Source organism: Spirulina sp. 06S082 (genome assembly GCF_034932145.1).
Taxonomy (GTDB): Bacteria; Cyanobacteriota; Cyanobacteriia; order Cyanobacteriales; family Spirulinaceae; genus CCY15215.
Genome location: NZ_JAYGHV010000048.1, coordinates 1 through 11,767 on the forward strand (window position 1 = coordinate 1; position 11,767 = coordinate 11,767).

An 11,767-nucleotide genomic window follows, 5' to 3' on the forward strand; every position below is an offset into this window, starting at 1 on the left:
TGTTCTCTTTCTAACTAACCTTTCTTTCTCAAAACGGGGTTACAGGACGGCACAGTTTCTCATTCTGTAAGAATATCATTGTCAAGTCAATAAAGTCAAGTCTTTTTTTAACTATTTTTCCCCTCAATTTTTGTTGAATAGAGAGGAAATTATCGGGACTATGGTTGGGGAGCGTTCAAGTTTGCATTCCAGTCCGAGTTTGGTTAAAATGCAAAATATGGGCGATTTCAATTTAAAATCAAAAACAAATGACACTCCAAACATTTGAAGGCACTTGGGAAGAAATTCTTGCACGAGCTTCCGAGTTGACGGGTAAACGAGTACGACTCACCATTTTAAAGGATGAATCTCGCGATTTCCCTCCAACTCAAAGTTTGGAGCAACTATTGCGAGGAAAAGTTGGACGAGTTAATTTTCAACCATCAAACCTGTCTGAATGCAATAGCGAGATATTCACCGATCTCTTAGTCGAAAAATATGAAGATAGGAAATTAGATGAATGACAATTTGCGATGCTTCTGCTCTCATTGCTCTGATTAATCGAGGCGATCGCAATCATCAACGCTGTATTGATGTTTTACCTTATTTATCTTCTCCTCTGATAACCACATGGTCTTGCGTTACTGAGGCAATGTATTTATTGGCACGTTATGGAGGGTGGGCCGGACAACAAGAACTGTGGAATTATTTTGTTGATGGCATTCTCATATTACATCAGCACGATCTCGAGGAACGAGAAAGAATGCAATTTTTAATGGAACAATACCGAGATATTCCGATGGATTTAGGAGATGCTTCTTTAGTCGTTACGGCTGAAACTTTAAACCAAAGGCAAATCTTTACTCTCGATCGTGATTTTTATATTTATCGATTTCGTGGCGATCTTTCTTTTGAGGTTTTCCCCTAAAAAAAGAGCCTTTAGAGTCTTTATTTGAGAAAGATTGTCATCTTTCTCAAATATTAAAAGTTCAAGGACGATTTGTTTTAGCCTCCATGAACTTCTCCTGCTTTTTTCTTATTGTTAGACCCACAATGAGGGCAATCTTTCCCAGAATAACCACAACTATAACAGAAAAAATTTGAACATCTTTTACATTGATATACAGGGAACCAACTTCCACCTCCTAAAGTCAACAAACTTCCACCTTTTGGACTACGGCCACAGTTAGGACAAGAACGCCATTTGTGCATGGCCATCGCTTTCCATCACGAACAATTTTGCCTTGATCGCGATCGCAACTTGAATTGAAGATGATCGCTGTTCTCTTTCTAACTAATTTTTCTTTCTCAAAACGGGGTTACAGGACGGCACAGTTTCCCATTCTGTAAGAATACCATTGTCAAGTCAAACAGAGAGAATAAAAGACCTTAAACAGTTCGATCGCGGATTCTAGATCGAGTCTTCTCAGCCAACTGCGTCGCGTAAAGTCAATATCAACTGATAGTTGATAGCGGGGATGAGGGAGGGAATTTTAACGACCATCAACAAATTTTTTGCGTCCAGACTCCGTATGTTGCAGAATATTAGCCAACTTTTGCCAGTCTTCTTGTTCGATCGCCGCGATCAACCCATCTAAATTTTGCCGATAGCGGGAAAGCGATCGCAATATCTCCCCTCGATTAGAACGGGCGATCTCAACGCCTAACTCCGGATTGCCTCCTCCGACGCGACTGGTATCGCGAAACCCAGAACTAGCAAACTGTTGCGCCAATTGTAAAACTTCTCCCTCTTCTTCCCCCAAACAACTCGCGATCAACCCCGCACTCGCCAATAAAGGAAGATGAGAAATCCAGGCTACAGCGCGATCGTGTTGTTGAGGAGAGCAAGAATATAACCTTGCACCGATCGCCCCGATAATCGCCTCTAATTGCGCGATCGCCCGCGTCGATGTATCCTCAACAGGAGTCAAGACATAAGGGGCATTAACAAACAAATTTCGTTGCGCTGCGTCAATGCCTTGCGACTCGTTTCCCGCCATCGGATGACCCCCAAGGAAATTCGGACACCAAGATGTTATCTCCTCCACGATCGGGGTTTTTACCGACCCCACATCCGTCACGATCGCCTCCGGGGACAGATGGGGAAGGAGGGCGGCGATCGTTGGCGCGATCGCCCGAATTGGCGTACAAATGAAAATAACTTCCGCCGTCGCTAATTGCGATAAGTGTATGCTGGCTTCATCGGTAACTTTTCGTAAAACGGCAGTTTGGCAAGTTTGCAGCTTGCGGGAAACCCCAATAACTCGGTATCCTTGCGATCGCAAATCCAAACCCAAAGAACCCCCAATTAAACCTAAACCCACAATTCCAACAGTTGTACCCACAGTTTGTTTTACTTAGGACTTACGCATTAACGGGCAAGATGCCCGCACTACTATAACAGGAGAATACCGTAGTGGGAGCGTCTCGCTCCCTAAGCGTCTCGCTACTCTCAAAACATTGGCTTTACTCCATTAAAACTTAAAACCTTGCCACTCCCCCACCATGAATGTTAAAGAATTACGCCGCTTATACGCCTCCGGAACGAGAAATTTTAGCAATATCGATCTCAATGAAGCGAATTTAAGAAATATTAATCTCAGTGGGGCAGATTTAAGCGGGGCAAAACTCAATGTCGTTAACCTAAGCGGGGCAAATTTAAGCGGGGCAAATTTAAGCGGGGCGAAACTCAATGTAGCCAGATTGAGTGGAGCAAATTTATCGAAAGCAATTCTCAATCATACTCACTTTAATGTTGCCAATCTCATTCGCGCTGATTTGAGAGAAGCTGAATTCATGGAGGCTCTCATTATTCGCGCCGAACTTATTCGAGCAGACTTAAGTGGAGCGAATTTAAGTGGCTCAAACTTAGAAGGAACGGACTTGCGGGAAGCGAATCTCCGAGAAGCAACTCTCAGCTATTGTAATTTGAGCGAGGCAAATTTGCGAGGAGCATTTCTTACAGAAAGCGTACTTGAACAAACAACCTTAAGTGGCGCGGATTTAAGGCGGGCAGATTTACAAAGAGCAAATATAAGAGAGGCAGATTTATCCCAATCTACCCTAACGCGAGCCATTTTGAGCGGTGCGGATCTGCGCGGAACAAATTTGCGCTGGACGGATTTAAGTGGGGCAGATCTACGCTGGGCGGATTTAAGCGATGCTAAGTTAAGCGGTGCGAATCTTACCGGAGCCGATCTCAGTCATGCTAATTTAGTCAATGCGAGTTTAGTACATTCAGATTTGAGCCGCGCTCGTTTAATTCAGGCAGAATGGACGGGAGCCGACCTCACAGGAGCTACTCTAACAGGAAGTAAACTTTATAATGTCTCTCACTTTGGCTTAAAAACTGAAGGTATTTCTTGTGATTGGGTCGATGTGAGTCCCGAGGGAGATGAGAGTCAAGTTTATCGTCTCGATGCGGATAAAACTCAGAAATTTTTCAATAAAACCCCCCCAACCGTACAAGTAACAATTGATTCGGCATTCAATCTCTATGCAAATTTAGCCCTTGCAACCATTTACCACCGGATTTCTTTAGCCAATCCCAAGTTAGAAAAACCACCGAGCATAAAAGTGAGTTCTCGCCGCACTTATCTGACATTTAAGACCGATAATAATGAAGATTTGTTCTTAACTGCATATTATGCCACTCTCCCTTTTCGAGATTGTCAAACAGTAGAGCGCAATTTAAAGGTATTATTACAAACAGTGCAGATGCAAAAAAACGGTGTTTTCAAAACAACGCAACACAAACATTTGCGACAATTGGGGATTGAACTATCCGAGGCGATCGCGGCACTCGAACCCATAGAAAAGGATAAAATGAATTTATTATCCGAGGAAGCCAGAGAGTTTCTTAATGCCCCAACTTACACCGTGATTAGTAATTCTCGCAATAAACTGGTTGATGTTTATCACAATCCCGAGTTCGGTCAGCGCTTCTCGACTAATCCAACTATACTTGAGAGTACGATTCGCAAGAATGCTTTAGGGAAAGAGTTGGTTTTACCCCCCACTAATATTTTAGTTCAGTTCGTCCAAGATTTTTTCTATGATTTTGATATTTTAGGACAATCCCATGAGAGAATAAGCAATAGGCAATGGGCAACCAAAAAACTCTAAAAACAAAGTTGAGAGTTTGATTCCTATTCCTTCTTCATTGATAACTGATAACTGATAACGAATAACCGATAAAATGGCAGGAAGCGAAGTTAAAGCAGATGCGTGGATTAAAGAGTACATCACCCCCTGGGATGTATACGAGCATGGCATTCAACAACTGATTGCCTATAAAAAGACGGCTTTTCAGGAAATGTACATTATTGAAACAGGGGTATATGGAAAAGGTCTGATTCTTGATGGTAAATGGCAGTCTTGTACTGGGGATGAATTTCTCTATCACGAACCCCTCGTTCATCCTGCTTTATTATCGCATCAATCGCCTAAAAATGCCCTGGTTCTTGGGGGAGGAGAAGGGGCAACTATTCGCGAAATTTTGCGCTGGAATACCATTGAACGAGTAGTTATGGTCGATATTGATGGGGAAGTTGTAGAAGCGTGCAAGGAACATCTTCCGGAAATGCACCAAGGTGCTTTCGACGATCCCCGTTTAGAATTAGTCATTGGCGATGCGTTAAAATATATCGATGAAACTCAAGAAAAATGGGATATTGTTATTTCCGATCTTTCCGATCCCATTGAAGAAGGTCCTTCTTTTCAACTGTTTACTAAAGAGTATTTTGAGCAGATTAAAGGAGTGATGGCACCGGATGGTTTTTTTGTGGTACAAGCGGGTCCGGTTGCTATTGGAGAAATAAAATTACACGCCCGTTTGGTGAATACTTTAAAAACAGTTTTTCCTAATGTTATCTCCTATAATTCTCCTGTTCCAACTTATGCGGTTCCTTGGGGATTTGCTCTTGCTTCTAACCAACTTATTGATACTCGTCCCGATCCCGAGGCGATCGATCGCCTATTAGCAGAAAAAACTAAAGGAGGATTGAAACTGATTGATGGCATTACTTATTTAGGATTAGTACAAACCCCGAAATACGTTCGTAATGCGATCGCGGCATATACAGAAGTTTACACCCTCAAAGAACCTCCGAAGTTTTTTGGTAAAGGAGTGATTGGGGGCTAGTGGTCTGTCATACTCAAAATGACGAGTATAGCCCGGATCCGCCAGGGATTGAAAATCCCTGTCTCATACGAAAAATCCATTGAAATGGATTAGGGTTATCGCGATACAGCTTTACCCGTCAAAAAATCCTTGACAGACCACTAGGAATCAAATAAAGTACCTGTCAATTAAAACTTTCATTCTGCATCACCCAACCAAAACTCGTCAGGTAAAGGATCATTAAAATCCTCACTCATCCAAATTTGCCCTTGGTATAAACCAGGAGTACGGGGCAAATTTTCTGAATCAGAGACGGTTGTAGAAGCAATTTTGTTCAATTGGATAAAATCAAGAACCTTCACGAGTAAGGGTTCTGGTGCTGATGCTAATTCAGTCACTATCTTTTCTAAAAGAGTCATTGTTGCATTGGATTTACCGATCGCCTTTTCTCCCCATTTTACAAGATTGTAATGCGATTCATGACCAAATTTTCTAAAATTCTGCAAATTAGACTCTAAAATGAGTCATTGTTCTTTCTGAATAGTGCTTTAATGCGATCGCTTTCTTGGCCTAACTCTTTACAATTCTTATCGATTCCCTCCTATCCTCAACTCATTTTTGCCCTACTGGGGGGCATTTTCATGGGCTTAACCATTGCCCCCGTAGAAGCCTTTCCCTTGGCATGGATCGCCTTAATACCCCTTTGGGTAGTCACGATCCGCGCCTCTCGTAAAATGGCAATTTTCGCCGCGATCGCCTGGGGATTTGGCTATTATGGGTTAGCGCTATTTTGGATTACAGGAATTCACCCGATGACCTGGTTGGGAGTGCCTTGGTTGGGAAGTATCGCGATCGCCTTATTTTGTTGGCTTTTTATTACTTTTTGGGGAACAGGTTTAGTCGTTGTTTGGTCAATTTTATTACCTAAAAATAAAGCACACAAAACGAGTTTTTTGTCAAGTTTATTAAGAGTTTTAATTGGCACATCAATTTGGTGCGTTTTCGAGACAATTTGGAGTTATACTCCTTTATGGTGGTCGCCGTTAGCTTATACTCAAAGCCCCCATAATTTAATCATTCTTCACTTAGGCCAAATATCGGGAACAACGGCGGTAACTGGGGCAATTGTTGCGGTGAATGGGTTGTTAGCAGAAGCCTTAATCTTGAAAGAGAAAAAATGGCAATTAACCGGAATTGCGATCGCCTTACTCATGGGCTTACATGGATTAGGTTTGAGTTTCTACAATCGCCCTCTTGCGAATCAAAATCCCTTGAGAGTGGGGATTATTCAAGGCAATATTGCCAATGAAATTAAACTCAACCCGGAAGGATGGTATAAAGCCATTGAAGGTTATACTTCAGGCTATAAAGAACTCAGCGATCGCGGTGTCGATGCCGTGTTAACTCCAGAAACAGCGTTACCTTTTGTTTGGCAAGATCGAGGACAATTTACAAGCTCGTTTTATCAGGCTATTTTAGAAAAAGGCGTATTAGCTTGGGTGGGAGGATTTGCCCAAGAAGATAATAAAATCACCAATAGTTTATTTACCGTGACAGGAGAAGGAAAAACCGTCAGTCATTATGATAAAGTCAAACTCGTTCCTTTAGGAGAATATATCCCCTTTCAACAAATTTTAGGGAAATTTATCAATCGTCTTTCTCCCTTAGAAGCAACTTTAATTCCAGGAAAACCAACACAAGTTTTTGAGACTCCCTTTGGACAAGCAATTGTGGGAATTTGTTACGAATCTGCCTTTTCTTATCACTTCCAACGACAAGCCGCACAAGGAGGAGAATTTATTCTAACTGCGTCCAATAATGCCCATTATAGTGAAGTCATGCCCGCCCAACATCACGCCCTCGATGTCATGCGAGCCATTGAAAGCGATCGCTGGGCAGTTCGTGCTACAAATACAGGCTATTCTGGTATTGTCGATCCCCACGGAAAGACCTTATGGAGATCGGGAATTAATACTTATGAATTGCATGACGCAACAATTTATCGGCGCACCACAAAAACATTATATGTGCGTTGGGGAGATTGGTTAACTTGGTGCTTTTTTGGGTTGGGGGCGATCGCTTTGTTTCTGAATAAGACAAAGATTTTCGATTGAGTTAGCATTTGCTTTTAAGGCGATCGCAAAACTCAATAAATTTTCTCAAAATCATCTGATGTTACCGATAACAGGTTAAAATAAATTCTCATTTGTAGCAAACCAACTTTATGACACGGCAATACCGCATTACCTTACTACCAGGGGATGGCATCGGCCCCGAAATTATGACCGTTACCGTTGCAGTGTTAAAGGCGATCGCGCCAGAATTTGACCTCCAATTTGAGTTTACAGAAGCCCTTATTGGCGGTTCCGCGATCGAAGCAACGGGAAACCCTCTCCCCGAAGCAACCCTAAAAACTTGTAAAAATAGCGATGCGGTATTGCTGGCGGCGATCGGGGGTTATAAATGGGACAACCTGCCTCGCCATCAACGCCCAGAAACGGGTTTATTAGGGCTGAGAGCGGGCTTAGACCTCTTTGCCAACCTGAGACCCGCCACAATTTTACCCCAGCTTATCGACGCTTCTAGCCTCAAACGAGAAGTGGTTGAAGGGGTCGATATTATGGTGGTGCGAGAATTAACTGGGGGAATTTACTTCGGACAACCCAAAGGCATTTTTGCCACAGAAACTGGGGAAAAACGGGGTGTTAATACGATGGCTTACACCGAAGCAGAAGTCGATCGCATCGCCCGAGTTGGCTTTGAAACCGCCCAGAAACGGGGAGGAAAACTCTGCTCCGTGGATAAAGCCAATGTTTTAGATGTTTCCCAATTATGGCGCGATCGCGTCGTCCTGCTCGCAGCAGAATATCCCAAAGTAGAACTCAGCCATCTTTATGTTGACAATGCCGCCATGCAATTAGTGAGAGCGCCCAAACAATTCGATACAATTGTGACAGGAAATTTATTTGGCGATATCCTCTCCGATGCCGCCGCCATGCTGACGGGAAGTATCGGGATGCTCCCCTCCGCCAGTTTAGGCGCACCGGGCAAACCAGGCGTATTTGAACCCGTCCACGGTTCCGCACCGGATATTGCAGGACAAGATAAAGCCAACCCCCTCGCGCAAATTCTCAGTGCAGCCATGATGTTACGTTACGGTTTAGACCAGCCTGAAGCTGCTGAAAAATTGGAAAAAGCAACAAGTAAGGTATTAGATGACGGGTATCGCACGGGAGATATTATGTCCCCTGGATGTAAATTGGTGGGGTGTCAAGAAATGGGAGAAGTATTGCTAAAAGCCTTGTAAAAGAGTTTCTCTGCATTCCCCGTTCCCTTTTGAGCCTTGATTTGATACTTTGAGATAGAGTTGTCGATTGGTGGATTGATGGTTTCTTTTGATTTAAGCGATCGCTCCTATGCCCTAGAGCGAGAACAACACATTCAGCAAATGCGGCAATCTATACGCCCTCCTACACCCGATCGCCTAGTCATGCGATCGGCACAAGCGATCTTTTACGTTTTCTATCAAGTCCATCAACGGTTTCCCTCACCTCCTACCGGGGTGGCGATCGATCCTCAAAGTCATTGGGGGAAACTTCTCTTTGGTCCCCAACCGATCTTGCTACCGAGGGAATTTTTTATCCCCATCGATCATTTAGAAACCGAATAATATTGACCCTCGTAGGGGTTTGGTCTCCAAACCCTCCAAACTTTCTGCGACAATATTAAATCAGATGTATTAAGATTATTTTAGTGACGATCTGCACCAAAGATGAGAGATTGGACAGCTTATTTGGATTCGGTTTGTGAGGAATATGCCCAATGGTGGGATAATTTTACCGTCACGGATGTGGAGCGATCGCTGCTAGATTTGGAGGTAGAGCGGATCGAGGAAGCGCGATCGCCGTCGGAGAGAGAGAAAAAGGAGCGATTGGGGGTTTTGACGGGGTTGCGGAAGTATGCGAAAGAGCGGGTTTTGTTGATTGGGGTACCGGGATCGGGGAAGTCTACTGCGTTGAGGCGATTGGTGTTGGAAGTGGCACAGGAGGTGAAGGAAGGAAAAAGCGATCGCATTCCGGTGCTGATAGAGTTACGGTATGCTACAAAGTCAATTTTTCAGCGAATTGTTAAAGAGATTAAAAAGCGCGATCGGAAATTGAAAATTGATGAGAGGGTGCTAGAAGAGGAATTGTTATATGAAGAGAAATTTTTGCTTTTATTCGATGGTTTGAATGAGTTGCCTTCCGATGCTATCAAGGCGCAATTGCAACAATTAGAGGCAGATTATCCTAATATCTGGATGGTTTTTACAACGCGGAATTTGGGCAATGCAGGAATAGTCAATGTTGAGAAACAATTGACCATGCAACCTCTAACGGAAGAGCAAATGAAAATATTTGTTCGCAAGCAGCAGCAGGGAGAGCAAATTTTACAGCAGTTGGGAAGTCGGTTGCGGGAGTTGGGAAAAACGCCGATGTTTCTCTGGATGCTCTGCAAAACGGTGCGGGTAGCGGGAGATGTGCCGAGAAATGCAGGGGAATTGTTGCATCGGTTTGTCCTGCACGAGTATGAGAGAGGTTTGAAAAAGGAGATTTCGGCGGGGGATTTACGGGAATGTTGGCAAGACTTACTAGAGGAGTTGGCGTTTGCGATGATGCCGAGGAAGGATCGACTGGATATCCGTTTGGTGGTTTCTCGCAAAGAAGCAGAGGAGATTTTGGAGAAGTTTTTGGCAGAGAAGGGGGAAAGCGATCTCTTTCGTGGCGTTAAGAAATATTTGAAGGGGTTACTGGCGCATCATTTACTACAGGTGGGAGGTGAGGATCGGTTGGAGTTTCATCACCAGTTGATTCAGGAATATTACGCGGCGATGCGGTTGAAGCGTATGGTGTCGGGGTTAACGGATGAGGTGTTGCAACGGGACTATCTCAATTTGTTCGAGTGGACGGAGGCGATCGCGCTAATGTTGGGGTTGCTGGAGGATGAGGAGCAAGCGGTGCGGGTAGTGCGATCGGCGTTGGCGGTAGATTGGCAGTTGGGGGCGCGGTTGGCAGGTGAGGTGAAGCGAGAGTTTCAAGGGAAAACGGTGGCTTTGGTGAGCGAGTTGGATGTGCCGTTAAAGGTGAAGGTTGAGCTTTGGGGGATGACGCGATCGGATGAGTCTGTCAGAAACTTAATCTTTACCTTGCAAGATTCGGACTCTGGGGTGCGTTGCGGAGTCGTAAAAGCATTGGGAAATATTGACTCAAAACAAGCACTTGAAACTTTAATCAATGTCTTGCAAGGTGAGGACTATTTAGCAAGTAGGAGAGCAGCTGGAATATTGAAAACAGAGCAGGCTGTCAATTCCCTAATTGCAGCTTTAAAAAATAAAGATCCTTTGGTGCGGATGAGAGCAATAGAAACATTAGGAAAAATTGGTTCGGAACAAGCGATCATGTCTTTAATGAACATCTTGCAAGATAAGAATTCAAAGATGCGCCGTAGAGCAGCAAGAGCATTAGGTAAAATTGATTCAAAACGGACAATCAAATTCTTAAGGGTGAATTTGCAAAGTCAAGACTCCAACGTGCGAAGAACAACGGTAGAAACGCTAGGGAATATTGGTGTAGAGCAAGCAATCGAACCTCTAATTACAGTCTTAAACGATCTAGACCCTGAAGTTCGCAAAAGTACGATAAAAGCATTGGATAATATTAGATCAGAACAAGCTATTGAGCCTCTAATTGCAGCTTTGTACGATCAAAACTCTAAAGTTCGTGAGTGTGCAGCAGCTGCACTAGGACATATTGGCTCAGAACAAGCAATTGAACCTTTAATTATAGCTTTGCACGATCAAGACTCTAAAGTTCGTGAGTATTCGATAATAGCATTGCGAAATATTGGTACTCAGCAAGCAGTTCAACCTTTAATTTTAGCTTTACAAGATGAAAATCCTTTTGCACGTGGAAATGCAGTAGGAGCAATAGAATATCTCAACTCGGAGCAGAGAATCGAGATTTCAACCTCATTGTTACAAGATGAACACCATTTTGTCCGAGCAAGTGTAGCAAGTCAACTAGGAAAAATTAGCTCAGAATGGGGAGTTAAATTTTTAGAATTTTTAATTATAGCTTTACAAGATAAGCATCCATTCGTTCGTAGAAAAGTAGCAGAGGCACTTGGGAATATTGGTATAGACAAGGTAGTTTATCCTTTAATACTAGCCTTACAAGATGATAATTTTTTGGTACGTAGAAGAGCGGCAGAAGCACTAGGGAAAGTTAACTCAGATCGAGTAATTGTCCCTTTGATTAAAATTCTACAAGATGATGATTTTTTGGTGCGTAAGAGGGCTGCAGAAGCGCTAGGAAAAGTAGCTTGTTCTACTTTTATTTTCAAACTCTTCAAAATCTTCCCCCGCGCCTTCGCGCTTATGCCGTCGTTCGGGAGCCTTGTGCCGCAAACTTATGACGGTGAAAAGGCTGGAAAGGCGCTTTTTCTGCGTTCGACATTGGCGGCTGCGACATGATTGACCGCCTCGTCCAATGGCAGGCGGCGGATCGGGGTGCCTTCGGGAAAGGCGCTGAGCAGCCGGGACGGGAATGAGGGCGACAGCATGACGAACTGGCCAAAATCGTCGGCGCGGCGGATCAGGCGGCCGAACGCTTGCCCGATGCGGCCGCG

General features: G+C 43.8%; 11 protein-coding genes and 1 pseudogene. 8 read left to right on the forward strand and 4 right to left on the reverse strand.

All coding sequences use genetic code 11. The features are described from left to right. The first annotated feature begins 248 nt into the window (after window positions 1-248). On the forward strand, window positions 249-503 hold the full coding sequence (locus tag VB714_RS05585) for a hypothetical protein (protein WP_323222001.1): 255 nt from the start codon (window positions 249-251) through the stop codon (window positions 501-503). Beyond that, the gene (locus tag VB714_RS05590) at window positions 500-907 is read left to right on the forward strand and encodes a type II toxin-antitoxin system VapC family toxin (RefSeq protein WP_323222003.1); all 408 of its coding nucleotides are present in this window, start codon (window positions 500-502) and stop codon (window positions 905-907) included. Before VB714_RS05585 ends, VB714_RS05590 begins: the two co-directional genes overlap by 4 nt. 436 nt (window positions 908-1,343) lie before the next feature. Here the strand turns inward: VB714_RS05590 and VB714_RS27350 are convergent. Both VB714_RS27350 and VB714_RS05595 read right to left on the reverse strand, forming a co-directional pair. Further along, a pseudogene (locus tag VB714_RS27350) lies at window positions 1,344-1,439 on the reverse strand (DUF6999 family protein); the annotation flags it as partial. Between the two features lie 33 nt (window positions 1,440-1,472). After that, window positions 1,473-2,324, reverse strand: a complete 852-nt coding sequence (locus VB714_RS05595; protein WP_323222005.1) for a prephenate/arogenate dehydrogenase — start codon at window positions 2,322-2,324, stop codon at window positions 1,473-1,475. A 160-nt stretch (window positions 2,325-2,484) separates the two neighbouring features. On the opposite strand from VB714_RS05595, the gene VB714_RS05600 reads away from it, so the two are divergent. Continuing rightward, the gene (locus tag VB714_RS05600; protein ID WP_323222007.1) at window positions 2,485-4,104 is read left to right on the forward strand and encodes a pentapeptide repeat-containing protein; all 1,620 of its coding nucleotides are present in this window, start codon (window positions 2,485-2,487) and stop codon (window positions 4,102-4,104) included. Between the two features lie 73 nt (window positions 4,105-4,177). Then, window positions 4,178-5,122: a spermidine synthase gene (locus tag VB714_RS05605; RefSeq protein WP_323222008.1), complete on the forward strand. Its 945-nt coding sequence runs from the start codon at window positions 4,178-4,180 to the stop codon at window positions 5,120-5,122. Window positions 5,123-5,298: 176 nt separating this feature from the next. Here the strand turns inward: VB714_RS05605 and VB714_RS05610 are convergent, their stop codons facing one another. Beyond that, the gene (locus VB714_RS05610; protein WP_323222009.1) at window positions 5,299-5,607 is read right to left on the reverse strand and encodes a hypothetical protein; all 309 of its coding nucleotides are present in this window, start codon (window positions 5,605-5,607) and stop codon (window positions 5,299-5,301) included. A 45-nt stretch (window positions 5,608-5,652) separates the two neighbouring features. Between VB714_RS05610 and lnt the strand changes: the two genes are divergently transcribed. The 4 genes from lnt to VB714_RS05630 all read left to right on the forward strand — a co-directional run bounded on the left by lnt (window position 5,653) and on the right by VB714_RS05630 (window position 11,612). Beyond that, complete coding sequence (gene lnt / locus VB714_RS05615; RefSeq protein WP_416309614.1) at window positions 5,653-7,215, forward strand: apolipoprotein N-acyltransferase; 1,563 nt, start codon at window positions 5,653-5,655, stop codon at window positions 7,213-7,215. Window positions 7,216-7,325: 110 nt separating this feature from the next. Beyond that, on the forward strand, window positions 7,326-8,408 hold the full coding sequence (gene leuB, locus VB714_RS05620; protein ID WP_323222011.1) for a 3-isopropylmalate dehydrogenase: 1,083 nt from the start codon (window positions 7,326-7,328) through the stop codon (window positions 8,406-8,408). 78 nt (window positions 8,409-8,486) lie between these two features. Further along, window positions 8,487-8,771 (forward strand): hypothetical protein, encoded by a 285-nt coding sequence (locus VB714_RS05625; protein WP_204103502.1) that lies wholly within the window; start codon window positions 8,487-8,489, stop codon window positions 8,769-8,771. 102 nt (window positions 8,772-8,873) lie between these two features. Next, the gene (locus VB714_RS05630) at window positions 8,874-11,612 is read left to right on the forward strand and encodes a HEAT repeat domain-containing protein (RefSeq protein WP_323222014.1); all 2,739 of its coding nucleotides are present in this window, start codon (window positions 8,874-8,876) and stop codon (window positions 11,610-11,612) included. On the opposite strand, the gene VB714_RS05635 is transcribed toward VB714_RS05630, so the two are convergent. Then, window positions 11,549-11,767 (reverse strand): hypothetical protein (locus VB714_RS05635; RefSeq protein ID WP_323222016.1); only part of this gene is annotated, 219 nt, incomplete at its 5' end. The genes VB714_RS05630 and VB714_RS05635 overlap by 64 nt on opposite strands.

What these genes read in the sequence shown, in the direction of transcription:
- VB714_RS05585 (WP_323222001.1), top strand. Translation starts at nt 249, where the DNA reads ATGACACTCCAAACATTTGAAGGCACTTGGGAAGAAATTCTTGCACGA.
- VB714_RS05600 (WP_323222007.1), top strand. Translation starts at nt 2,485, where the DNA reads ATGAATGTTAAAGAATTACGCCGCTTATACGCCTCCGGAACGAGAAAT.
- VB714_RS05625 (WP_204103502.1), top strand. Translation starts at nt 8,487, where the DNA reads ATGGTTTCTTTTGATTTAAGCGATCGCTCCTATGCCCTAGAGCGAGAA.
- VB714_RS05590 (WP_323222003.1), top strand. Translation starts at nt 500, where the DNA reads ATGACAATTTGCGATGCTTCTGCTCTCATTGCTCTGATTAATCGAGGC.
- VB714_RS05605 (WP_323222008.1), top strand. Translation starts at nt 4,178, where the DNA reads ATGGCAGGAAGCGAAGTTAAAGCAGATGCGTGGATTAAAGAGTACATC.
- leuB (WP_323222011.1), top strand. Translation starts at nt 7,326, where the DNA reads ATGACACGGCAATACCGCATTACCTTACTACCAGGGGATGGCATCGGC.
- VB714_RS05630 (WP_323222014.1), top strand. Translation starts at nt 8,874, where the DNA reads ATGAGAGATTGGACAGCTTATTTGGATTCGGTTTGTGAGGAATATGCC.
- lnt (WP_416309614.1), top strand. Translation starts at nt 5,653, where the DNA reads ATGCGATCGCTTTCTTGGCCTAACTCTTTACAATTCTTATCGATTCCC.